A 23,717-nucleotide genomic window follows, 5' to 3' on the forward strand; every position below is an offset into this window, starting at 1 on the left:
TTAATTCTTTTTCGCCGCCAGACCACGTCTGGCTTTTTTATGACCATAGGTGCGGGGCTGGGTGTAGGCATCAATAAAGGGGGCGGCAAAGTTCATCAGGATCACGGCAAACGCCACGGCATCCGGATACGCACCCCAGGTACGAATGATGTACAGCAATACGCCAATACCAGCGCCATAGATCAGCTTGCCACGCACGGTAGTGGCGGCTGACACCGGGTCGGTGGCGATAAAAAACGCTCCTAACATGGTGGCACCACTGAGCAGGTGCAACGACAGCGGTGTATACATGTCTTCATCCCAGCCGAACAATAGCGAGCACAGCGCCAGGCCGGCGAGCATCGCCAATGGGATATGCCAGCTGATAATACGGCGCCAGATCAGTACCACGCCACCGAGCAGATAGGCCAGGTTGACCCACTCCCAGCCGCCGTTCAGCCAGCCATTAAAGGTTGCCTGTTGCAGCACGACGTCGGAGGTCTGTTTATCAATCAGGTGTTTGTAGGCATCCAGTGGTGTGGCACCGCTGTAGCCATCCACCGGACTGGCGGCAAAAATAGCGGCCAGGGTATCGCCCAGAGGCGCGAAGCTGCTGCCGGTCATCTGGCTTGATAGCGCCCAGTTGGTGGTCATTTGTACCGGAAACGATACCAGCACCAGTGCGTAACCCACCATCGCCGGGTTAAAGGGGTTGTTGCCGAGGCCGCCATACAGCTGTTTGGCAAACACCACCGCAAAGCTGCTGGCGATCACCGTGATCCACCAGGGCGCAAATGGCGGCAGGGCCAGGCCCAGTAACACACCGGTCAGCAGGGCGCTGTTATCGCGCAGGAAAAATCCGACCGGCCGTTTGCGCAGGCTCAGGATAATGGCTTCGCTGGCAAGCGCCACCACGGAAGCCAGTATCACGTTGATCAGAGTACCAAAACCGAACAGGCCGGTAGTGACTGCCAGACCCGGTAAAGTCGCCAGCATCACCGTCAGCATCACCTTCTGGGTGCTGTTGGGGCCATGGGTGTGGGGCGATGATAAGGTGAGCAAAGCCATCAGGCATCTCCCTCCGTAGCGCTGAGCTGGTTCAGGTCGGCTTCCAGCTGGGTCAGTTTATCGGCTTGTTTATCGACCGCTTTCTGCAGTGCGGTAACAGTGTCCAGGCCCTGTTGTTGTGCCATGTTGAGGCGCTCCTGCGCTTTTTCCAGTCGGTCTGACTGAGCCAGAATTTTTTTCTTTAAGGTTGCGCGCGGGTCGGCATCCGGGCTGGCGGCTGGCTGGGCCGTAGTGGCCGCTTTTTGCGCCTTCTTTTCGGCCGCAATCTGTTTGGCCAGGTCTTTGATTTTGTCCTGGGTCTTGGCCAGCGCGGCTTCAAACGACGCGACTTTGTTCGCCTGTTGCGGATCTTCTCTGGCGGCGGTCAGTTTTTCTTCGGTTTTGCTTTTTGCGGTTTGTGCCGCGGCTAACTGCTTCTGCAGTTTTTCCAGCGTCGCCGCATCAAAGGTAGTCGCGCCGCTGGTTGTTTCAGTACTGGCGGTAGTGCCACCAGCCAAGCTGGCGTCGTAAGCGGCTTTGGCGTCATCGACACGCAGCTGTTGTTTGGCGATGCCTTCTTGCAGTGCAGCAACGGTATCCAGCCCTTGCTCTTGCGCCTGAGCCAGTCGCTTCTGTGCAGTTTCCAGGCGTGCCTGAGCGGTTTGCCACTTTTTCTGCAGGCGCTCGGGTGAATTCGGGTCGCCTTTATCGGTGTCAGTTGCTGGTGGCGTTGCCTTGGCGGCTTTTTTGGCGCTCGCGATTTGCAGCGCCAGGTCTTTGATCTTGCTCTGGGTTTTCTCCAGTGCGGCTTCAAACGCCGGAATTTTTTCCGCCTGGGCCGCATCTTCGCGGGTGTTATCAAGCTTTTCCTGGGTTTTCTTCAGTGCTGCCTGAGCACCGTCGAGCTGTTTCTGCAGTTTTTCCAGTTCGGCACTGTTCTCGCTGGCTGCTGCCGGAGCGGCTTTTTTAGCACTCTGAGCCTGGGTGGCGGCTTCGGCCCGGGCTTTTCGTTTGGCTTCTTTTTCCGCTTTTTCGCGTTCCTGGCGGGCCAGGCGGTTTTCAAACCGTTCTTTGGCTTTTTCAGCCTTGGCCTGGGCTGCCCGTTCTTCACGCACCGCACCTTTGGCGTAGCGGTAATATTGCACCAGCGGGATATGGCTGGGACACACGTAAGAGCAGGCGCCACATTCGATACAGTCGAACAGGTTGTGTTGCTCGGCCTTGTCGAATTCCTGCGCTTTGCTGAACCAGTACAGCTGTTGTGGTAACAGTTCTGCCGGACAGGCGTCGGCACACATACCACAACGGATACAGGCCATGGCGATGTCGTTGGGCGGCAGTTCCTGGTCGGTTGGCGCCAGCAGGCAGTTGGTGGTTTTAACCACCGGCAGCTCAAGCTGTGGCAGGGCAAAACCCATCATCGGGCCACCCATAATCACCCGTGGCCGGGGCTGTGGCTGGTAACCGCCTTGTTGTAATAAAAAAGACACCGGTGTGCCAAGCAGGACTTCCCAGTTGCCGGGCTGCTGGTTGGCGTCGCCGGTGACGGTGGTAATACGGCTGATCAGCGGTTTACCCTGATACACCGCCTGGCTGATGGCCGCGGCGGTACCGACGTTCTGACAAACAATGCCGAGATTGGCGGGAATACCACCGGCGGGAACTTCCTGGCCGGTGAGGATCTGAATCAGTTGTTTTTCGCCGCCGGACGGGTATTTGGTTGGAATCGCCACCACCTGAATGTGGTGTTGTTCGTGCAGTTCCACCAGCGCCGCATTCAGTGCGCTGATGGCTTCCGGCTTGTTGTCCTCGACGCCAATCATGCAACGACTGGCACCGAGGATATGCAGTAACACCTGGGCACCGCTGACCACATCCCGGGCGCGTTCGCGCATCAGCATATCGTCGGCGGTGATATAAGGCTCACATTCGGCGCCGTTAATAATCAGGGTGTCGATTTTCTGCTGGCTGTGCAGTTTCACGGCGGTCGGAAAACCAGCGCCGCCCATGCCGGCAATGCCACAGCGGCTGATGTGCTGAATCAGGTCGCTGGCGCTGAGGTCGGATAAATCATCGGCTCCCAGCTGGCTCAGCAGGTCGGGGTGCTCGCACCACTGATCCTGGCCGTCGCTGTCGAGCACAATACACAAGGCTTCCAGTCCGGAGGCGTGTGGCACCTGGCGATGTTCAATGGCGCTGATCACCCCCGAGGTCGGGGCGTGCAGCGGTACACTGACAAAACCATCGGCTTCGGCCAGCAACTGGCCCTTCAGCACCCGTTCTCCCACTTCTACCACCGGCACCGCTTCGGCGCCAATATGCTGATGCAATGGCAGCGTCAGTTGTGGTGCGATGGGTGCCGTCTGAATGGGCTGTTGGGTCGACTGCTGTTTGTTCTCACGCGGATGAATGCCGCCATCAAAATCGTACAGGCGAATCAGCTTGCTCATGCCGCACCCCGCTGATCGTCGCTGGGGTCATTCTGCGGCTGGCCGGTGGCCGGGTGTTTGTCGGTAGCGATCAGTTCTACTCCGCTGGTCGGGGCCTGCCAGTACCAGCTGCCGGTGTCCCGGGCAACCGGCACCATGTCGATACAATCGACCGGGCAGGGTTCTACGCATAAATCACAGCCAGTGCACTCGTCAGCGATGACGGTGTGCATCTGTTTGGCGGCTCCCAGAATGGCGTCTACCGGGCAGGCCTGAATACATTTGGTACAGCCGATGCACTCATCTTCACGAATGACTGCCACGGTTGGCACGTCTTTTTCGGCTCCGTGTTCGGCATCGAGTGGTTCAGGGTCAACGCCTAATAAATCGGCCAGTGCCTGAATCGTACCTTCACCACCGGGTGGGCACTTGTTGATTTTTTCGCCATTGGCAATGGCTTCGGCGTACGGTTTGCAACCCGGGTAGGAACACTGGCCACACTGGGTCTGGGGCAACAGGTTGTTGATCTGATCGACAATCGGATTGCCTTCCACCTTAAAACGTACGGCAGCAAAACCCAGCACGCCGCCAAAAAAGGCGGCCAGTACAACCAGCACCACAACGGCAACAATAATAGCGATAACAGCAGTCGACATAATAATCCGTGCTCCTTCAGATACTGACCAGGCCGGTGAAGCCCATAAAGGCCAGTGACATCAGGCCGGCGGTAATCATGGCGATGGCGGAACCCTGAAACGGCTTAGGCACATCGGCAACGGCAATGCGTTCACGCATGGCAGCAAACAGCACCATCACCAGCGAAAAGCCGACGGCAGCGCCAAAACCATACAGAATGGATTCAACAAAGCCGTTGTCACGTTTGATGTTCAGCAGAGCCACCCCCAGCACCGCACAGTTGGTGGTGATGAGTGGCAGGAAAATACCCAATACCCGGTATAACAACGGGCTGGTTTTGCGGATTGCCATTTCGGTAAATCCCACCACCACAGCGATGACCATGATAAAACTGATGGTCTTCAGGTAGGCCAGGTCGAATGGCAGCAGAATATAGTTGTACACCAGATAACTGCAGACCGATGCCAGGGTCAGCACAAAGGTGGTCGCGGCGCCCATGCCAATGGCCGTTTCCAGCTTATTGGAAACCCCCATAAAAGGGCACAGTCCCAGGAACTGTACCAGCACAAAGTTGTTCACCAGGATGGTGCTTACCAGAATCAGTAAATAGTCAGTCATGGATTCACTCGTGTTTATCCTGCGTTTCAGCCGCTAACACCACAAACATCAGAACGATACCGTGCCGCTGAGATAAAAATAGGGCGCGCATTATCCCAAATTTGCGATATTTCGTACAACAAGGTTCTTGGTGGTTTTAATCACTAATTGGAATAAGCTTAGGATTAGTCATAGCTAATACTCAGGGCTTTGCTGGCCAACCTCAGGATAAGGAGTGTAAGCCGGGTTGCTCTGGCCTGATATGACACGCATCAAAAGAAACGGGCGGCCAGCTGAGGTGAATGAACAGTTGCAGGCCTGCACGGGCATTGGTAATTGGCGCGCCAGGCCGTACAATCCGGCGCTGTTATTGTGGTGATGAGCTGGAACCAAATTGTGACTGAAATTAGCCGAAACCAGATTGAAGACGCACTGAAATCTTATACCGACCCGTATCTGGATCAGGACCTGGTCAGTGCCGGAGCGGTGCGCGATATCCGTATTCAGGGCACCGACGTGGCGGTGGATATTCACCTGGATTACCCGTCCGAATACCTTAAAGGTGGCATTGCCCAGATGTTAACCGTCGCGCTGGAAAACCTCGATGAGGTGGACAGTGCTTGTGTGAATGTCAGCTGGCAGGTAAGTGGCAATGAAAATACCGCCAATATCGAAGCCATTGCTCAGGTAAAACACATCGTGGCGGTGGCCTCCGGTAAAGGTGGGGTGGGTAAATCGACCACGTCCGTAAACCTGGCGCTGGCACTGGCCAAAGACGGTGCCCGGGTGGGGCTGCTGGACGCCGATATTTATGGCCCGAGTCAGGGCATTATGCTGGGTGTCGCTGATGGTACCCGGCCGGAAACCATCGACAATAAGTGGTTTGTACCGGTTGAAGCACACGGCATTAAAACCATGTCGATGGCTTATCTGGTGACGGAAGACACACCAATGGTCTGGCGTGGCCCTATGGTCGCGGGGGCGCTACAACAGATTATGACCCAGACCCAATGGGGCGAGCTGGATTATCTGATTATCGATATGCCGCCGGGCACCGGTGATATCCAGCTGACGCTGAGCCAGAAATTCCCGGTTTCCGGTGCCGTGATTGTTACCACGCCGCAGGATATTGCGCTGGCGGACGCCAAAAAAGGTGTGGAGATGTTCCGCAAGGTGAATATTCCGGTGCTGGGTATGATCGAAAACATGAGCATGCATATTTGTTCCCAGTGTGGTCATGCAGAACATATTTTTGGTGAAGAAGGCGCCGAACGACTGGCGCAAACCTACCAGACTGAGGTGTTGGGGTCGTTGCCGCTGTCGAAATACATCCGCGAGCAAAGCGATGCCGGCACGCCGGTGGTGGCAGCCGACGATTGTTCTGAGGTCAGTATGATGTATCGTCATGCGGCGCGCCGTATGGCCGTGGGATTAGCCCGGCGTCCGGCGGCGGCAGGTGTGATACCGGATATTCAGGTGTCTGACGACTGAATCCACACCCCGGCCCGGGTGTTCTGCCCGGGCTTGTTATAAATAATCACTGATCTGCCAGCTAAGATCATTTACCCCATGATATTTCCGGTTACACTGGCCGCATAACCAATAACGAAGAATTTTGAGCCTGTGCTCTTTGGAGACTGTTTAGCGATGAGTCAATATCCGCATATTTTTGAACCTCTGGATCTGGGTTTCACCAAGCTGAAAAACCGCGTGATGATGGGGTCGATGCACGTGGGTCTGGAAGACCGCCCATGGCACTTTGATGAAATGGCGGAATATTTCGCAGAGCGTGCCCGGGGTGGTACCGGCCTGATGGTAACCGGTGGTTTCTCGCCCAACCGTCGTGGTGACTTATTGCCGTTTGGCTCTAAGTTGATTTCCGGCTGGCAGGTGCCGTTCCATAAAAAAGTGACCTCTGCGGTTCATGAAGCGGCAGCTGACAGTAAAATCCTGTTGCAGATTCTGCACGCCGGCCGTTACGGCTATACGCCGTTTAACGTTGCGCCAACGGCGATTAAGTCGCCGATCACGCCGTTCAAGCCAAAAGAGCTGAGCGCCAAGCAGATCGAAAAAACCATCGATGATTATGTGCGCTGTGCAAAACTGGCGAAAAAAGCCGACTATGACGGCGTCGAAATCATGGGCTCTGAGGGCTATTTCATCTGTCAGATGCTGAATAAGCGCGTTAATAAGCGGACTGACGAATGGGGTGGTTCTTATGAGAACCGCATGCGTTTCCCACTGGAAGTGGTGCGCCGTATTCGTGAAGCAGTGGGCGAAAAGTTCATCCTGATGTTCCGTTTGTCGATGCTGGATCTGGTGGAAGACGGTTCAGAGATGAACGAAGTGTTGCAGCTGGCCCAGGAACTGGAAAAAGCCGGTGTGACGATTATTAACACAGGTATCGGCTGGCACGAAGCCCGGGTTCCTACCATTGTGACCTCGGTGCCACGTGCGGCCTTTGTTGATGTCACTGCCAAAGTGAAAGCGGCGGTGAACGTGCCGGTTGTGGCATCTAACCGGATTAATATGCCGGACACCGCGGAAGACATTATTGCCAGTGGCAAGGCCGATATGATCTCGATGGCGCGTCCGTTGTTGGCGGACCCCGATTGGGCCAATAAAGCCGAAGCCGGTAAAGCAGACGAAATCAATACCTGTATCGCCTGTAACCAGGCATGTCTGGATCACACCTTCGAAAACAAACGCGCCAGCTGTCTGGTAAACCCACGTGCCGGCCATGAAACCAAGCTGCTGTACACCCCGGTGTCGCAGGCGAAAAAAGTGGCGGTTGTGGGTGCGGGTCCGGCGGGGCTGGCGTGTGCCAACGTGGCGGCACAGCGTGGCCACAAGGTGACGTTGTTCGAAGCCCGCGATCAGATTGGTGGACAGTTCAACTACGCGGCCCGTATTCCGGGCAAAGAAGAGTTCCACGAAACCATTCGTTATTTCCACAAAATGATCGAAGTTCATAACATCGATCTGCGCCTGAATACCTGGGTGGATGCCGAGCAACTGAAAGCCGAAGGCTTTGATGAGGTTGTGATTGCCTCGGGTGTTGAGCCACGGGTGCCAAACATGCCGGGAGTTGATCATCCTAAGGTGGTGACGTATCAGCAGGTGCTGGATCAGAATCTGCAGTTGGGCAATAAAGTGGCGGTGATGGGTGCCGGTGGTATTGGCTACGATATGTGTGAATACCTGACCCATGAGGGTCCGTCACTGACGCTGGATAAAGACGCCTGGATGAAAGAGTGGGGCGTCGATGGTCAGAACGAAGTGCGTGGCGGTCTGGTTGATGCACAGGTAGAGGCGTCGCCACGTAAGGTGTATATGCTGCAACGTAAAACCTCACGTTTTGGTAAAGGCCTGAACAAAACTTCCGGCTGGGTTCACCGTGCCGTGGTTGCCATGAAAGGTGTGGAAACCATTGGTGGTGTCAGCTATGACAAAGTTGATGATGACGGTTTGCACGTTACCATCACCAGTGGCAAAGAAGGCCAGCAATCGACAGAAAGCCGTGTACTGGACGTTGATCACGTAGTGTTGTGTGCCGGTCAGGTTTCGGTTAATAAACTGCATCAGCAGCTGGAACAGGACGACAGCAAAGGCTTTAACCTGCACCTGGTGGGGGGCGCTGAATTCGCTGGTGAACTGGACGCTAAGCGGGCCATTAAGCTGGCCAGCGAACTGGCCGCCAGCCTGTAACGGCACCGTGTTGCTGTTCTGTTCCTGCCGTCAGGTGCGGAATGTAACACGGAATTAAAAAGGCCGGCAGCGAAGGCTGCCGGCCTTTTTTATGTCTCTTATTTATTGTTCCAGCTTTTTCGGAATATGAATCCGGAAGGCAGTGCCGGGTTGCTGGTCGTTGTCCAGGTTGATTTCTCCGCCCAGCCGCTGATGAACAATGTTGTACACCAGGTGCATTCCCAGACCTGTGCCGCCCTGACCGCGTTTAGTGGTGTAAAAGGGTTCAAAAATCCGGTGTTTGGCTTCGTCGGATAAACCACAGCCATCATCAGAATACTGAATCACGGCATGGCCTTTTTCTTCCGCCACAATAATGCGAATCGTGCCTTCGTCTTTGTTCTCGAAACCGTGTAATAACGAGTTCATGATCAGGTTGGTAACAATCTGGGAAATGGCACCCGGGTAGGTGCTCATGCGTAATTGCGCAGAGCAGTCGATTTCTACTTTATGGCGGGTCTTTTTGAATTTCGGTGACAAGGTTTCGAGAATTTCCTCAAGGTACTCTTTCAGCGAAAAATCACGGATATGTTCCCCGGTCTGGTCCTCGGAAACCTGTTTAAAACTTTTAATCAGGTGGGCGGCCCGCTGCAGGTTTTTATCCAGGATGCCCAGGCTTTCATCCATCAGGCTGATAAAGTCATCGAAATCCTGTTTTTTCATCCGGCCTTCATTAAATGCCGTTTTTAATTGCTGGTAATGGTCCTCGATATAGGAATGGATGGTGATGCATAATCCCAGCGGGGTATTAATTTCATGGGAAATACCTGCCACCATGCCACCCAGTGACGACAGTTTTTCAGCTTCAATCAGTTTGCCCTGAGTGGCGTGTAATTCCTGCAGCGTCTGGTTCAGTTCATCAACCGTGTCCTGCAGATTCTGAGTGCGTTCCTGAACCCGGTCTTCGAGTTCGGTATTGATGGTTTTTAATTGTTGTTGCGCCAGGGTTTTTTGTTTCAGCTCTTCGTTCATTTTTTCGCTGAGTGAATTAAAGGCGTGCAGCAAAATATCAATTTCGTCGTGGGCACTGGTCTCCCGGATTGACAGCGGTTCATAGCTGTCGTTTTTGATGCGGTAGTTAACTTCCAGCGCCATATGGCGGATGCGTGAATTAATCAGCCGGTGCACCACCAGTGTCAGTAACGACGCCAATAACAACATGCTGACCAGCTGAGCAATCATGCTGGAAATAGCGGCGCGCGAGGCCTGGGCAAATAACGCATCGCGATCAAAAGCGACTTCGAGTTTTCCCAGCGGTTTATTATTAAAACCGATGTTGATGACTTCGATGTCGTTATGGTGCGGGCGACTGCCATCTTCGATATTGAGATTAAGATTGTCCGTCACCCGCACATAACTGATGGCTTCCAGATTCATAATGCCTTTGACCTGAGTACGAATCTGAACTTCGTCGTAAAACCATAAACTGGAACCGAGAGATTCGGTATAGCCGGCGCGGATGGACTCAATACGTTTACGAACGGCGTCGGTTTGTTGCTGGTAATTCCAGACCACCAGCAAGCTACTGATCAGTAACGACAGGGCGATGGAGGCGATGGCAAAATACAGAATGATACGCCACACCAGCGACTGTTGTTTGCCTTGTCGCAGGTCGTCGGCGAGAACGGCGGAAGGTGGCAGCGGTAGCTCTGGCATTGAGTGCCTCGGATGGCGGATGATAACAAGCTGAAAGTTTAGCTGAATTTTGTGCCCTGCGGCGAGGGTTGGCCTTATTGCAGGGCCGGGGAATGGTTCCGACGCAGAACCACCGGGCGTCTGGTGGTTCTGCGTCGATTGTTAATTAAGACGGTTGTTGCCCCAGTTTATGGCGCATCGCAGCAAAATACAGCAACGGAATCACCACCAATGTCAGCAGGGTGGAGATCAGAATGCCGAAGATCAGCGAAATCGCCAGGCCATTAAAGATCGGGTCATCAATAATAAAGAAGGCACCAATCATGGCGGCAACGGCCGTCAGGATAATCGGCCGGGCCCGCACGGCTGCGGCTGTTACCACGGCGTCCTCAAAGCGTATGCCTTCGTCCAGTTGCTGATTGATAAAGTCCACCAGCAGGATGGAGTTGCGGACGATAATGCCGGCCAGCGCGATCATGCCAATCATGGAGGTGGCGGTGAACTGGGCACCGAACAACGCGTGCCCCGGCATCACGCCAATCACTGTGAGCGGAATCGGTGCCATGATAATCAGCGGTACCAGGTAAGAGCGGAACTGGCCGACCACCAGCAGATAAATCAGGATCATACCGACGCCGTAAGCGATCCCCATATCGCGGAAGGTCTCGTAAGTGATCTGCCATTCACCGTCCCATTTCATTTCCACCTGATCCGGCAGTGCCGGGGCTTCGATGTAATGCTGGTTCCAACTCATGCCCGCGTCTTCCATGGCGAAGGCGATGGCAAACAGGCCGTACAGCGGGCTGTCTAGTTCACCGGCCATATCGGCGGTCACAAACACCACTGGTTGCAGGTTTTTGCGGTAAATATTTTTATCGCTGACGGTTTTCCGCAGCCGGACAAGATCGGCAATTGCCACTAACTGACCGTTGGCGGAACGCACTTTCATGGTCAGTAACTGGTTCAGGTCTACCTTGTTGCCTTCACTGAGTTCAAGCCGTATTGGTAGTGGATACTTGGTGTGTTCGCTGTGCAGGTAGCTAACGTCTTCACCCCCTAAAGCGGTGTTGATGGCCTGGACGATGGTCGCCTGAGCAATGCCCAGATGGGCGGCGCGCTGACGATCGATATCCACCAGCCATTTTTCCTGTGCGTCCTCGACCCAGTCGTCAACGTCGACAATGTCGGCGGTGTTTTCAAACAGCTCACGCAGTTGTTTGGCGGCGTCGATCTGTTGCTGATAATTAACGCCATACACTTCGGCGACGATCGGTGCCATGACCGGTGGCCCTGGCGGTACTTCAATCACTTTGACGTTGGCATTAAAGCGCTGACCAATCTGTTGCAAAGGCTGGCGTACCGACAACGCAATGTCGTGGCTCTGGCGTTCGCGCAGATGTTTGTCCACCAGGTTGACCTGAATGTCGCCCTGATGCGGCAGGCGGCGCAGATAATACTGGCGCACCAAACCGTTGAAGTTTATCGGTGCGGCGGTGCCGGCGTACAGTTGCAGATCCTTGATCTCCGGAATGTGTGTCAGTTCCTGTGCCAGCTCTTCCAGTACCCGCAGCGTTTGTTCGACCGTGGTGCCTTCCGGCATGTCGACCACAATCTGGAATTCTGATTTGTTATCGAACGGCAACATTTTCATCACTACCGCCTGAAATACCGGCAGTGACACTGCCAGGGCAATCAGCAACAGGACTCCGGCAAATAACATCAGCCGTTTTTTGCCGGCCTGAGCGCCCTCGATAAATGGCCGCATCAGGCGATTAAAAAAGTGGTACAACTTGTCGTGTTGCGGGTCTTCTTCATCGTGGGCCTGGCTGGCATCCGGGAGGTGGTTTTTTAACAGCTTGTACGACAGCCAAGGGGTCACCACAAAGGCGACAATCAGAGAAATTAACATCCCGGTGGAGGCGTTGATCGGGATCGGACTCATATACGGTCCCATCAGGCCGGAGACAAACGCCATCGGCATCAGCGCAGCAATCACGGTAAAGGTTGCCAGAATGGTGGGACCACCGACTTCATCGACGGCTTCGGGAATAACCTGCAGCAGCTTTTTGCCACCCATGTGCAGGTGGCGGTGAATGTTCTCGACCACCACAATGGCGTCATCGACCAGGATGCCGATGGAAAAAATCAGCGCAAATAATGACACCCGGTTGAGGGTAAAACCCCAGACCCAGGAGGCAAACAGGGTAATCGCCAGGGTGATAAAAATTGCACCACCAACAATTACAGCTTCGCGCCAGCTCATGGTGGCGAGTACCAGAATCACGACGGCGGCGGTGGCAAACAACAGCTTGGAGATCAGTTTGTCGGATTTGGCTTTGGCGGTGGTGCCGTAATCGCGGGTGATATCGGCCTGAATATTGTCCGGAATCAGCTGGTTTTTCAGCGCCAGTAACCGCCGTTCTACTTCCTGGGTGATGTCGATGGCATTCATGCCGGGCTGTTTGGCAATCGCCAGAGTGACGGCGCTGCGACTGCTACCATCGCTCTTCAGGGCCAGATGTTTGACCTGATGTTCGGCAATATCGGCCTGTAACCGGATGTCGGCAATATCGCCGAGATACACCAGTCCTCCCTGATGTTTGCCGACGATCAGGCGGCTGACATCCTGCACATTGCTTAAGAAGCTGCCCGCCTGAATCTGAATAACCTGGTTGTCCTGAACCAGAGGTTGCTGATAGCCACCGGCATTGGCGCTCAGCAGTGCATTGCGTACCGCATCGAAGGCCAGACCGTGGCCATTCATACGTACCGGATCAAGTTCGATTTTGATGACGGAGGACTGTTCTCCAATGGTGTAGATATCGCGGGTGCCGGGTACCCGTTTTAATTCGCTTTCCAGCGCATGAGCGACCTGTGTCAGCTGTTCACCACTGACGGTCGGGTCGGAGGACGACAGAGTGATACTCATGATAGGTACATCATCAATGCCCATCGGTTTAATAATCGGTTGCATCACGCCGAGATTGGCCGGGAACCAGTCGTTATGGCTGTATACCTGATTGTAGAGGTTAACAATGGCCTGCTCGCGTGGAATGCCGACCTCAAAAGCAATGGTTAACACCGCCTGGCCAGGCTGCGAAATAGAAAAAATATCGTCTACGCCTTTGATTTCCGACAACACCTGTTCGGCCGGAATCGCGACCAGTTGTTCCACTTCTTTCGGGCTGGCGCCGGGGAAGCCTATAAAGACGTTCGCAAAGGTCACATCAATTTGTGGTTCTTCTTCTTTGGGGGTGATCATGATGGCAAAAAAGCCCAGCAGCAGGCCCACCAGCGCCAGTAACGGGGTGATTGCTGAATTCTGAAAAGCCCGGGCAGTGCGGCCGGAGATGCCCAGCTTGGCGTTTGTAGTCATTACCTTGCTCCTTATTCTGCCGTTGCCGGCCGGGCCATCTGGGCGTAACCGTCGAGATAGATCACATCACCGGCGCTGAGGCCGGATAACACTTCCGTTTTGTCCTGGTAGCGCTTGCCGGTACGGATCTGGCGTAACACCGGGTTGCCATTGCGCTGGGTGTAGACGGCGGTCATTTCAGAGCGTTGCACCACGGCACTGTCCGGTACCAGCAGGGCTTGTCGTTCGCCGCTGGTAAACAGCACCTTGGCCCACATGCCGGGCATAACGCCGGCCTGATTATCCGGCAGGCGGGCACGCAGGCGGACACTGTGATGGGCTGGGTCGGCGTAGGGAAACAGGGTGACGTTGCCGGCCTCCAGGGTTTCACCATTTACCCGGATCTGAATTTGCCCGGGCTGCTGATACTGGCTGGCGAGGCGCTGTGGCACGTCGCTGACGGCCCGCAGCCGGGTCAGAGATAAGCCTGTCATTAACGGCGTTCCCGGAGCTACCGATTCGCCCAGTTCGATATGACGGGCCTTAACGATACCTGAGTAGGGCGCCCGAATGCGGGTGTAGGCCAGTTGCTCACGTGCCTGCTTAACCGCAGCCCGGGCGGCGGTGACGGCGGCAGCGGCACTTTTTGCCCGTGCCCGGGTGCTGTCCAGCTCACCTTGCGACAAAGTGCCCTGTTTAAACAGCCGCTGATTACGTTTCAGTACCACCTGGGCGTCCTCATTCTGGGCGACAGCCTGCGCCAGGCTGGCCTGGGCCTGAGTCAGGCCGGCGGTTTGTTGTGTGTTGTCGATTTCGATTAATAACGCGCCTTTTTCGACCACATCATTAACATCAAAATGCAGTGCGGTGACGGCGCCGTGGGTCTGGGCCGAAATCGTACTCTGATTCACGGCTTCCAGCGTGGCGTCCAGTTCAAACTGCACGGCTATTTGAGTCGGTTGCACGGTTTGTGTAAGAGGGGTTGCCAGCGCCGGAAAGGCTGCAAAAGCAACGAGGGAAAACCCGGTTAAGTGGCGAATGGAACGCTGGGTGCTCATCGTCAAATTCCTTGCAGGTAGCCTGAATAGGGGTGAAACCAATATTACTAAATTAGAATATACTAATAAATTGAAATCAACCACTCCGGAGAAAATTATTTCACCGAGCGGTTCGTCACCGGGATGACGTCAGTTTATTGGGATGGTATCAGTTTAGACGCTCAGTGGCCGTGTAACTCGTCGAATAGCTGTTCCAGACGGGCTTGTTCCAGGGTGCCCCAGGTTCCGCTGGTTGGAGCCTGCCAGAGAGTCAGGCGCTGTTGTTGCGGGCAGTTGAATTGCAGCGCGCAGGCATGCAGGTAAGTACGTTCGGCGGCGACACCACCATAACGCTGGTCGCCGTCGATAGGGGTGGCCAGACTTTTCAGTGCCACCCGCAGCTGGTGGGTTTTTCCGGTATAGGGGGCGAGAAAAAACAGTCGCCACTGATGTTGTTCGTCATACTGGCTGCTGAAGCGGGTAATGGCCGGGTTATTGTGGCTGCGCAAGAGTTTCCAGCTGCCATTGCGGCTTTTGCTCATATCGCCTTTGACCCAGCCCTGTTTCTTTTTGGGTTTGCCATGGCTGCGGGCCAGATACAGTTTTTTTACCTGTTTCTCGGCAAACTGCTGTGACAGAAACGCAGCCGTTTCAGCATTTTTGGCCAGCAGCAGAATGCCGGAGGTCACTTTGTCGAGCCGGTGTACCGGCCACAGCGGACAATCCAGTTGCTCACTCAGCTGAGCAACCACGCCGGGTTCGCCATCCTGACAGTGAATATTAATCCCCGGGGCTTTGTTGATGGCCAGCCAGTTGTCGGTTTGGCGAATGATGGGGGAGTGCTGGCTGGCTGATGTTGTCATGCTCAGTTTTGTTGTTCCATGATTTCCAGCAGGCGGCGCACCAGGGCTTCAAACAGTTGCGCCTGGTCGTTATCCTGATCAGCGCTCAGGCTGTACATCAGGCGTTCGATTTCGGCGCGGGACATATAACGGACGGCTACAGGGGTGGTCATAATTACTTCTTAAGTTGTCAGAAACGATAGCTGATCAGCAGATTGCTGATATAGGTGTCCGGGCGCGAGTCGTCGAGTCCGGCGCGTTTATTTTCGTGATGATAATCCTGATTGTCACGCACGGTAGCGGCCAGATCCAGCGTAATTGCCTGGTATTGTACGCCAATCCCCAACTGCCAGCCCCAGCCGTTAAACACCTGGTGATTGGCCCCGGGACGTTGCAGTTTCAGTTTTTCGTAATGCCAGGCCGGACCGGTATACAGCCGCAACCCCGGGCCAGCTAACCCCCAGCCCCACATCAGCTGGGTTTCGTAACCACTGAGTTGTTTGCCGTTATCGTCCAGCCGATAGATCAGAAAGCGGCTGGCAGTGTGCTCGGATTGGGGCATTTCAGCGAACAGGGTGTAGCCCTGATCATGATTGTCCGGGAAGTAGCCCGCTGCCGGGCTGGTGTCAGTTTGTAATAAACCAACGCCAACGCGGAAATTGGTCGGTTCGGCGTGAGCGCAGGCGCTGCTGATTAATAATCCGGTCAGCCAGAGGCGAAGGCCTGACATGGGGGAATTCCTTGGGTGTATTTTCTGCCGCAAGGCTATCTCAGCTGGGCGGTGGTTACAACTGCGCCGCCGGGTTATTCTTAGGGCCTGTTAGCCCGGTTTAGATTGCAGAATCGTGTTAACAGACCCCTTCAGCTGGCGCCATACGCCACAATTTCAGGAGTAGTTCTGTGCAGGCAATTCAACGTTTTTTGATTGCAACAATGCTGATGCTGGGCGCTTATGCGCAGGCGGCGCCGGCGTATCAGGGAGCTCCGGCGGATGATGCCCGTTTGCACTATCAGCAGGGGCAGATCGCTTTTGTCGGTATTCAGCTGGCTGAGGAGCTGGAAATTCCCGGTCTGAAGCCTGCGCAGCAGGATGTTGTACGGCAACAATATGAGATCCGGCCGCTGAACCGGCGCTGGAAAACCTTTGCCAATATTGAACAGCAGGCGGATGAGCTGGGCCGGCTGCGCAGCTATGCCGTACGTTATAATCTGATGATGTGGAAGCTGGACCGCAGTCCGAAAAGCGACCGTTTTAAATACCGCTATTAACCCCGGGAGTTGTTGTGCAGTGTCGTTTAGGTTGTGGTGCCTGTTGTATTGCACCATCTATTTCCAGCCCGATCCCCGGCATGCCGGATGGCAAACCTGCGGGTGTCCGTTGTGTTCAGCTGGATGACGAAAACCTGTGCCGGCTGTTTGGCCAGTCATCACGGCCTGCGGTATGCAGTGGCTTCAAGGCTGAGGCCACGATTTGTGGTGAAACTGATCAGCAGGCAATGGCCACGCTGATCGAGCTGGAAAACCTGACTGTCTGATGTTTACAGCTTGAACTGCTTCACCAGTGTGCCGAGGTGATTGGCCAGTGACACCAGATTACCTGCTACCCGGGTGGTCTCATCGGCGCTTTCTACGGTGTTGTTGGAATGTTGCCCAATGCTGTCGATGCCGCGGGTTACGTTATCACCGATGCGCATCTGTTCCTGCATGCGTTGCAGGGTTTCACTGTTCAGTTCGGTCATACGTTCTACGTGTGCTGTCATGCGGTGCAGTGCCTGGGCAGCTTGTTTGACCCGCTCGACTCCTTCATCGGCGGTGGACTGCGCCTGATCCATTGAACTGACTGCTTTTTTGGCTTCCTGTTGCAGTTGCTCGATCATGCTTTCAATTTCCTGGGCGGAGTCGTGGGTACGCTGTGACAGTGTACGTACTTCGTCGGCAACCACGGCAAAGCCGCGACCACTTTCACCGGCGCGGGCGGCTTCAATGGCGGCGTTCAGAGCCAGCAGATTGGTTTGTTCGGCGATGCCCTTGATCACTTCCAGAACACCACCGACATTGGCGGTGCGCTCATCCAGAGAGGTAATCACTTCAGCGGTGGATTGCATGGCCCGGTTCATCTGTTCGATGGTCACTGACGCCTGATCCGTTTTTTCAACGCCATCGCGGGCCACAGCTTTGGCTTCTTCCGAGGCATCACTGCTGAGTTCGGCGTTATTCATCACTTGCCGGATGCTGTCGTGCAGGGTGGTGATGGAGGATTGTATCTGGCTGGTTTCCTGATTCTGCTGGTCAGCAGCGTCTTTGGAACGCCGTGAACTGGCATCGATGTGCTGGGCTGCGGCTTCCAGTTTTTCGGCCGACTGGACAACCTGTAACAGCGAGTCGGAGAAACGTTGAGTCATGGCGTTCAGGGCTGTGGCGGCCTGGCCGATTTCATCCCGGCTGTGCACGGACACCCGATGGCTGAGGTCGGAGTGTTGTTCCATGACGGTCAGGGTTTTGTGCATGCCGCGGATCGGTTTGAGGACAAATTTGCGCAACAGGAAAGACAATAAGAACAACGCGGCGATAAACATGGCGACCTGGGCGGCGCCCATCTTCAGCATATTGGTCTGGATGTCGGCGTCGAGCTGGTCGAGGTTGTAGGTAATACGGATGGCGCCAAGAATGTCGCCCTGTTGCGCCTGGTGACAGGCCAGGCAGTTGGTGCCGCGGTAGTTTTCTTCGGCAATCACCGGGCGGACATAAGTGACGGTATGACCGTTGGCATCGTTACGTTCAAAAAATGCCTGCTCGCCGTTCAGAGCGCGACGGTCCAGTTCGTCTTTCGGGTATTCGTGGGCCAGTCCTTTGCCGTACAGAGCGTCGATTTTCGGGCTGCGTAACATACGGGCTTCGGTGATGCTGGCATCTGACATGATTTTTTCGCGTAATAACTCGCGGTTGGCCGTGGCACCGGAAATCATCAGCATATTCATCATATCCAGATAACCCGCCGCCTTATCCTGCAGTTGGGCATGAACCATGTTTTTACCAAGGGTGCGTTCCGACGAGACGGCAATGCTGATTACCACAACCATCACCAGCAGGAAGATACTTCCCAGTGCGAAGTACACTTTTTTCTGAATTGACAAGCTGTTGTCGGTCATGAATTGCCCTTAAACTACAAAAATGCAGGTTTTTAAAAGACTAGTAGATCGCTGACATAATGCGAATCGGTTTCAAAGCCAGCTGTTATAACTATTAATGACGGCCGGTTAGCGGAGGACTTGATGTATAAACTGATTTTTTTTGTTCCTCAGGATCATGCGGAGCCGGTAAAACAGGCGGTGTTTGCCACTGGCGCCGGGCAAATCGGGGATTACGCTGAATGTTGCTGGCAAACTCCGGGTAGCGGCCAGTTTCGTCCGCTGGCCGGGGCACAGCCGTATCTTGGCCGTCACGGCCAGCTGGAAACGGTGCCTGAGTTGCGGGTTGAGCTGGTGTGTCGTGATGAGCTGATTGTTGAGGCGGTGGCCGCGCTGAAGCAGGCCCACCCTTATGAAGAACCGGCTTACGATGTCTGGCGACTGGCCGATTTCTGATGTTGTTTAATGTTTTCCTGTTGTTCGAGTCGCTTCAGGCTGTCAGTTAACTCAATGGTGTCTGTCAGGCAGGGCAGCTGGGGGGTTGTGTGCTGATGGCGGAAATAGTGTTTTAACGTCCGGCTGACGGTCGGGAAAGCGATCTCCTGCCAGGGAATGTCAGCCTCACTGAACAACGCAACCTCGAGACTTTCCTCGCCGGATGAAAACTGCGGTTGCTCCAGTCGGGCCAGGTAAAACAGGTGAACCTGATCGATGTGGGGGACGCTGATCAGGCTGAGTAACTGTTGCACCGTGACCTCGGCATTGGCTTCTTCACGTGTTTCGCGGCAGGCCGCAGCGCTGGTGCTTTCACCATTTTCCATAAAACCGGCAGGCAGGGTCCAGTAGCCGAGCCGGGGTTCGATTGCCCGGCGGCATAATAAAATCTGCTGCTGATAAACCGCCAGCGTGCCGGCGACCAGATTCGGGTTCTGATAAAAAATGGTGTCGCAACGATCGCAGACAAACCGCTCGCGGTTGTCGCCTGGCGGAATCCGGTGGCTGACTTCAGCGCCACAGTGACTGCAATATTTCATCGGTGGTGGCCGTAGATGTTATCTCTGTTGTGATGAGTATACGGCGCTGGCTGGCTGGAGGCGATAGCTGCAGCGGCGCAACTGGCTCTGGCTCCGTCACCGAGTTCGTCATAAAATGCCTGCATGAACAGCTCCGAGTTATATTCCAGACTGCAGCAACGCAGCAGCCGTCATCAGCCACGTATTATCCGTCAGCCCGACCTGGCAGAAGCCGGGGTTCTGGTGGCAATTACTGATGAAATCAATCCCCATCTGATTCTTACCCGGCGGGCGGCCCATTTGTCGACTCATCAGGGCGAGGTAGCATTTCCGGGCGGTAAACGTGATCCGGAAGACGATAGCATTGTTATTACGGCGTTGCGTGAGGCTGAAGAAGAGGTCGCCCTGCCGCGCCAGCAGGTACGGGTGATCGATACGCTGGATCAGGTAGTGTCGCGCTTTGGTTATCTGGTGACCCCGGTGCTTGCGATGGTGCCGCCAGAGGTCGAGCTTAATGCCAATCCGGATGAACTGGATGCGGTATTCCGTGTTCCTCTGAGTGTGTTTCAGCAACCGCCGAGCCGCTATTTTGAGCGTGGGCAGGTGCGGATTCCCAGTTTTGATTATGGTGAATTTCATATCTGGGGACTGACGGCGATGATGATCACCGAACTGATGAATAATTTCTGGGATACCGATATCCCGTTTAAGGTTTAGGACAAGGTATGTTTTTTCAGCTGGGCGATAAAACGCCGGTCAGAGGGGAGCAGGTCTTTGTGGCTGCCAATGCCACGGTTATTGGCAATGTCGAGCTGCAGCAACAGGCCAGCGTCTGGTTTAATGCCGTGCTGCGTGGCGATAACGAACGTATCTGTATTGGCCGGCAAAGCAATGTACAGGATGGTTCGGTGTTACACACCGATGCGGGTTACCCACTGACGTTGGGAACCGGTGTTACGGTTGGCCATAAGGCCATGTTACATGGCTGCCAGGTGGGTGATTATTCCCTGATCGGTATCAATGCCGTGGTGCTCAACGGCGCACGCATTGGCAAACATTGCATCATTGGCGCTAATGCCCTGGTGCCCGAAGGCATGGAGATTCCGGATGGCTCGCTGGTGGTGGGTTCGCCGGCGACCATCAAACGCCAGCTGAACGAGCAGCAGAAGCAAATGCTGCAGGCCAGTGCGGCTCATTATGTGCACAATGCCCGCCGCTTTGCGGAAACATTAACCCCGGTTGAGTTGTAGTTATGCCTGACAAGTCCGACAACCAAAGCGCGGCTCCGGTCAGCAGCCCCTGTGTCTACATCTGCGCGCTGGATGATAACGATATTTGTATGGGTTGTTACCGCAGTGCCGAAGAAATCACGCAATGGAGCCGTTACAGTGACGCAGAAAAACGCGCGGTATTGCAGGTGGTGGGAGAGCGGGAACGGGCTTCTCTGAACTTTATTCCTGCCAAAAACTGATCTTCGTGGCCGCATGGCCATCCCTTTTTAACTGATTACGAGTGTTTACCATGACAACAATTGGGACTCCTTTTTCTGCCAGCGCCACCCGGGTGTTATTGTGCGGTTCCGGCGAGCTGGGCAAAGAGGTGGTGATTGAACTGCAGCGCCTGGGATGTGAAGTGATTGCCGTAGACCGGTATGCCAATGCCCCGGCTATGCAGGTCGCGGATCGCAGTCATGTGATTAATATGCTGGATGGCGAGGCGTTGCGTCAGGTGATTGAACAGGAACAACCTATGCTGGTGGTGCCTGAAATCGAAGCGATTGCCACCGACACTCTGGCTGAGCTGGAACAGCAGGGGGTTAATATCGTACCCACCGCCCGGGCAACTCAGTTAACCATGAACCGTGAGGGCATTCGCCGTCTGGCTGCTGAGCAACTGCAGGTGCCGACCTCCAGTTACGAGTTTGCCGAAGACGAAAGCGGTTTTTTTGCCGCAGTGGAACGTATCGGTTTGCCGTGTCTGGTAAAGCCGATTATGAGTTCCTCCGGAAAAGGTCAGAGCTTTGTGCGTCACGCCGATGAACTGCAGGCTGCCTGGGACTATGCCCAGGAAGGTGGCCGTGCCGGTAAAGGCAAGGTGATCGTTGAAGGGTTTGTTGATTTTGATTTTGAAATCACCTTGCTGACCATTCGCCATAAAGACGCTGATGGGGCAACGCAGACCAGCTTCTGTCAGCCGATTGGTCATCGCCAGGAAAACGGTGATTATCAGGAATCCTGGCAGCCCCAGGCGATGACTCCGGCGGCGCTGGAGAAAGCCCAGCAGATTGCTGCGACCGTGACCGCTGAACTGGGAGGTTTGGGGTTATTTGGTGTTGAACTGTTTGTGAAGGGGGAAGACGTCATCTTTTCGGAAGTCTCGCCACGGCCTCATGACACCGGACTGGTGACTCTGATTTCTCAGGATTTGTCGGAATTTGCCTTGCATGCCCGGGCGATTCTGGGATTGCCGATTCCGAATATTCAGCAACACGGGCCGTCGGCCTCTGCGGTACTGCTGGTGGCCGGAGAATCCGCCAATATGCAGTTCTCTGGCCTGGATCGGGCACTGGCGGCGGTAGATACTCAGTTACGCTTATTCGGTAAGCCACAAGTCAGTGGCCAGCGTCGCCTGGGGGTGGCACTGGCGCGTGCGGATGATGTTGAGCAGGCTAAAGCTAAGGCTCTGGCTGTGATTTCTCCAATACGGGTGTCCCTGTAAAGCTCACGTCTTCACTGACGATCTGTAACATGCCGGTGTTACGTCCGGAGGCTTTGGCCTCATACAGGGCGGCATCGGCGACCTTAATCCAGTGTTCCTGGGATAACGATTGTTGCCAGTTACCGGTATTCAGTAACCAGGCGATGCCATAACTGACGGTCAGGTGACTGGCAACACTGGATTTCTGGTGCGGGATTTTCAGATTGCTGATGCTTCGCTGAATCCGCTCGCGCAGATTTTCCAGCTCAACCGCGTCCTGAACGTAACAAATCATAATAAATTCTTCGCCGCCGTAGCGGAAGGTGTCTTCATCCTGACGCTGGACACACTCAGCCAGCGCCTTGGCGACCTGTTGCAGTGCCAGGTCACCGGCCTGATGGCCATAACAGTCGTTAAAGCGTTTAAAATAATCGATATCAATCAGAATCAGCGCCACGTTGTCCTGATGACGCATTGAGCGCCGCCAGGTTTGTTGCAGCTTTTCTTCAAATGCGCGGCGGTTACCAATGCCGGTCAGTTTGTCAGTCATGGACAGCTTGGTCAGCTCGAATTGCTGAGTGCGCACCCGTTCGATCAGACGATTAAAGTTTTGCCGCAGTTCATGCAGTTCCTTAATCCGCACTCCCATAGTGTTGAGTTCCGGCAGCGGTGAAATGATGACGGAATTGCGCATATGGCGGGTGGCCTGCATCAGTGGTTCGGTCACCAGTTTTAAAAATACCAGATACAACAGCGCCGGAATGACCGCGACCACCAGATAAGTCAGATAGATCTCAGATGGCATCAGGGTCGGGATACGTTCTGCGGGCAGGCTGGTCGATACGGCCAGCACCGGGTTGCCGAACAGGTCATACAGGCAGCGGGTGATGGTGGGCTGGTGCTCCCTGACGGAAGTGGTGATATCAGCACAACCCGGGGTAATAAAACGTGAAATGGCGAAATCAACGCGGATAATGTCGCGAATGTTCTGCCAGAAAAAGTCGGTGAGTTGATGGGCAAAGAAAAAATAGCCATTGCTGGCTTTGGTGCCATCGGAATTGGTGATATCGGCTATTGATATGATGTACAGCTCGCCCTCCAGTTCGTACAACCCGGCGGTACCACTGATCTGCTTCAGTTTGCCTTGTTGATAGAGCTGCAGTGCCCATTCTGACAGTGGCGTGCGGCCGTTATCCAGGGTTTCACCATCACTGCGCAGGCGCTGAGAGGCGAGCACGGCTCCGGCGCGATTGAGGATCAGACCATCGGTCAGGCCCAGATTGGCGTATGTTTCAGCAATCAGGTTCGTGCTGTGGTAATAACCGGACGGTTGCTGAACATACGCATAGGTGTCATCCCATTCGGCGTAATCGATGGTGATCCCCAGCTGCTGATTCAGCTCCTGAGTTAACAATCCGGCGATACTGGCAATCTCCTGTTGTTGCAGGTGACTGATGTTGTCCAGCTCCTTGGGGTAAAACCAGAAATAACGGGTAGCAACAATACCTATAAACAGCAGCAAATATAACCCCGAAAGCAACAGTGCTATTTTGCGGATTGTGAGCATACGGAAAC

The 23,717-nt window shown here is 54.7% G+C and carries 22 protein-coding genes; 9 read left to right on the forward strand and 13 right to left on the reverse strand.

The window, feature by feature from the left end; translation table 11 throughout:
• Genes rsxD through rsxA form a run of 4 tightly spaced genes read right to left on the reverse strand, consistent with a single transcriptional unit; the run spans nucleotide 1 to nucleotide 4,709 of the window.
• Nucleotides 1-1,047, reverse strand: coding sequence for an electron transport complex subunit RsxD (gene rsxD, locus ACFOMG_RS07195; RefSeq protein ID WP_376865699.1), 1,047 nt, complete (start codon nucleotides 1,045-1,047; stop codon nucleotides 1-3).
• Nucleotides 1,047-3,476, reverse strand: coding sequence for an electron transport complex subunit RsxC (gene rsxC, locus ACFOMG_RS07200; protein WP_376865700.1), 2,430 nt, complete (start codon nucleotides 3,474-3,476; stop codon nucleotides 1,047-1,049). The genes rsxD and rsxC overlap by 1 nt, the downstream gene beginning before the upstream one ends.
• Nucleotides 3,473-4,111, reverse strand: a complete 639-nt coding sequence (rsxB, locus tag ACFOMG_RS07205; RefSeq protein WP_376865701.1) for an electron transport complex subunit RsxB — start codon at nucleotides 4,109-4,111, stop codon at nucleotides 3,473-3,475. Before rsxB ends, rsxC begins: the two co-directional genes overlap by 4 nt.
• Nucleotides 4,112-4,127: 16 nt before the next feature.
• The gene (gene rsxA / locus ACFOMG_RS07210) at nucleotides 4,128-4,709 is read right to left on the reverse strand and encodes an electron transport complex subunit RsxA (protein ID WP_376865702.1); all 582 of its coding nucleotides are present in this window, start codon (nucleotides 4,707-4,709) and stop codon (nucleotides 4,128-4,130) included.
• 375 nt (nucleotides 4,710-5,084) lie between these two features.
• On the opposite strand from rsxA, the gene apbC reads away from it, so the two are divergent.
• Together apbC and ACFOMG_RS07220 are read left to right on the forward strand one after the other, a co-directional pair.
• Nucleotides 5,085-6,179, forward strand: coding sequence for an iron-sulfur cluster carrier protein ApbC (apbC, locus tag ACFOMG_RS07215; RefSeq protein WP_376865703.1), 1,095 nt, complete (start codon nucleotides 5,085-5,087; stop codon nucleotides 6,177-6,179).
• A 156-nt stretch (nucleotides 6,180-6,335) separates the two neighbouring features.
• Nucleotides 6,336-8,396, forward strand: coding sequence for an FAD-dependent oxidoreductase (locus ACFOMG_RS07220; protein ID WP_376865704.1), 2,061 nt, complete (start codon nucleotides 6,336-6,338; stop codon nucleotides 8,394-8,396).
• Between the two features lie 102 nt (nucleotides 8,397-8,498).
• On the opposite strand, the gene ACFOMG_RS07225 is transcribed toward ACFOMG_RS07220, so the two are convergent.
• The 6 genes from ACFOMG_RS07225 to ACFOMG_RS07250 all read right to left on the reverse strand — a co-directional run bounded on the left by ACFOMG_RS07225 (nucleotide 8,499) and on the right by ACFOMG_RS07250 (nucleotide 16,034).
• The gene (locus ACFOMG_RS07225; RefSeq protein WP_376865706.1) at nucleotides 8,499-10,091 is read right to left on the reverse strand and encodes a sensor histidine kinase; all 1,593 of its coding nucleotides are present in this window, start codon (nucleotides 10,089-10,091) and stop codon (nucleotides 8,499-8,501) included.
• Between the two features lie 145 nt (nucleotides 10,092-10,236).
• Complete coding sequence (locus ACFOMG_RS07230; protein WP_376865708.1) at nucleotides 10,237-13,446, reverse strand: efflux RND transporter permease subunit; 3,210 nt, start codon at nucleotides 13,444-13,446, stop codon at nucleotides 10,237-10,239.
• Between the two features lie 11 nt (nucleotides 13,447-13,457).
• Nucleotides 13,458-14,483, reverse strand: a complete 1,026-nt coding sequence (locus ACFOMG_RS07235; protein ID WP_376865709.1) for an efflux RND transporter periplasmic adaptor subunit — start codon at nucleotides 14,481-14,483, stop codon at nucleotides 13,458-13,460.
• 161 nt (nucleotides 14,484-14,644) lie between these two features.
• The gene (locus tag ACFOMG_RS07240) at nucleotides 14,645-15,325 is read right to left on the reverse strand and encodes a TIGR01621 family pseudouridine synthase (protein WP_376865710.1); all 681 of its coding nucleotides are present in this window, start codon (nucleotides 15,323-15,325) and stop codon (nucleotides 14,645-14,647) included.
• 2 nt (nucleotides 15,326-15,327) lie between these two features.
• On the reverse strand, nucleotides 15,328-15,477 hold the full coding sequence (locus tag ACFOMG_RS07245; protein WP_376865711.1) for a cell developmental protein SirA: 150 nt from the start codon (nucleotides 15,475-15,477) through the stop codon (nucleotides 15,328-15,330).
• 17 nt (nucleotides 15,478-15,494) lie between these two features.
• Nucleotides 15,495-16,034 carry a hypothetical protein gene (locus ACFOMG_RS07250; RefSeq protein ID WP_376865712.1) on the reverse strand — a complete coding sequence of 180 codons (540 nt, stop codon included), beginning with the start codon at nucleotides 16,032-16,034 and terminating at the stop codon, nucleotides 15,495-15,497.
• A 170-nt stretch (nucleotides 16,035-16,204) separates the two neighbouring features.
• On the opposite strand from ACFOMG_RS07250, the gene ACFOMG_RS07255 reads away from it, so the two are divergent.
• Together ACFOMG_RS07255 and ACFOMG_RS07260 are read left to right on the forward strand one after the other, a co-directional pair.
• Nucleotides 16,205-16,573: a hypothetical protein gene (locus ACFOMG_RS07255; protein WP_376865713.1), complete on the forward strand. Its 369-nt coding sequence runs from the start codon at nucleotides 16,205-16,207 to the stop codon at nucleotides 16,571-16,573.
• A gap of 14 nt (nucleotides 16,574-16,587) precedes the next feature.
• The gene (locus ACFOMG_RS07260; protein WP_376865714.1) at nucleotides 16,588-16,839 is read left to right on the forward strand and encodes a YkgJ family cysteine cluster protein; all 252 of its coding nucleotides are present in this window, start codon (nucleotides 16,588-16,590) and stop codon (nucleotides 16,837-16,839) included.
• Between the two features lie 3 nt (nucleotides 16,840-16,842).
• On the opposite strand, the gene ACFOMG_RS07265 is transcribed toward ACFOMG_RS07260, so the two are convergent.
• The gene (locus ACFOMG_RS07265; RefSeq protein WP_376865715.1) at nucleotides 16,843-18,453 is read right to left on the reverse strand and encodes a methyl-accepting chemotaxis protein; all 1,611 of its coding nucleotides are present in this window, start codon (nucleotides 18,451-18,453) and stop codon (nucleotides 16,843-16,845) included.
• Nucleotides 18,454-18,576: 123 nt separating this feature from the next.
• Between ACFOMG_RS07265 and ACFOMG_RS07270 the strand changes: the two genes are divergently transcribed.
• On the forward strand, nucleotides 18,577-18,888 hold the full coding sequence (locus ACFOMG_RS07270; protein ID WP_376865716.1) for an NGG1p interacting factor NIF3: 312 nt from the start codon (nucleotides 18,577-18,579) through the stop codon (nucleotides 18,886-18,888).
• On the opposite strand, the gene ACFOMG_RS07275 is transcribed toward ACFOMG_RS07270, so the two are convergent.
• A complete protein-coding gene (locus ACFOMG_RS07275; protein ID WP_376865718.1) occupies nucleotides 18,858-19,466 on the reverse strand; it encodes an NUDIX hydrolase in 609 nt (202 codons plus the stop codon). The genes ACFOMG_RS07270 and ACFOMG_RS07275 overlap by 31 nt on opposite strands.
• Before the next feature lie 123 nt (nucleotides 19,467-19,589).
• On the opposite strand from ACFOMG_RS07275, the gene ACFOMG_RS07280 reads away from it, so the two are divergent.
• From ACFOMG_RS07280 to purT, 4 genes are read left to right on the forward strand one after another with little or no spacing between them, the layout of a single operon-like run.
• Nucleotides 19,590-20,162: a CoA pyrophosphatase gene (locus ACFOMG_RS07280; protein WP_376865720.1), complete on the forward strand. Its 573-nt coding sequence runs from the start codon at nucleotides 19,590-19,592 to the stop codon at nucleotides 20,160-20,162.
• A gap of 8 nt (nucleotides 20,163-20,170) precedes the next feature.
• Nucleotides 20,171-20,695: a gamma carbonic anhydrase family protein gene (locus ACFOMG_RS07285; protein ID WP_376865721.1), complete on the forward strand. Its 525-nt coding sequence runs from the start codon at nucleotides 20,171-20,173 to the stop codon at nucleotides 20,693-20,695.
• A 2-nt stretch (nucleotides 20,696-20,697) separates the two neighbouring features.
• Complete coding sequence (locus ACFOMG_RS07290) at nucleotides 20,698-20,916, forward strand: DUF1289 domain-containing protein (protein ID WP_376865722.1); 219 nt, start codon at nucleotides 20,698-20,700, stop codon at nucleotides 20,914-20,916.
• A 50-nt stretch (nucleotides 20,917-20,966) separates the two neighbouring features.
• Nucleotides 20,967-22,163 carry a formate-dependent phosphoribosylglycinamide formyltransferase gene (gene purT / locus ACFOMG_RS07295; protein WP_376865723.1) on the forward strand — a complete coding sequence of 399 codons (1,197 nt, stop codon included), beginning with the start codon at nucleotides 20,967-20,969 and terminating at the stop codon, nucleotides 22,161-22,163.
• On the opposite strand, the gene ACFOMG_RS07300 is transcribed toward purT, so the two are convergent.
• Nucleotides 22,120-23,709 carry a diguanylate cyclase domain-containing protein gene (locus ACFOMG_RS07300; RefSeq protein WP_376865725.1) on the reverse strand — a complete coding sequence of 530 codons (1,590 nt, stop codon included), beginning with the start codon at nucleotides 23,707-23,709 and terminating at the stop codon, nucleotides 22,120-22,122. The two genes, purT and ACFOMG_RS07300, sit on opposite strands and share 44 nt — an antisense overlap.
• Between the last annotated feature and the right edge of the window lie 8 nt (nucleotides 23,710-23,717).

The sequence above is a fragment of the Bacterioplanoides pacificum genome (assembly GCF_042648445.1).
Classification (GTDB): domain Bacteria; phylum Pseudomonadota; class Gammaproteobacteria; order Pseudomonadales; family Oceanobacteraceae; genus Bacterioplanoides; species Bacterioplanoides pacificum.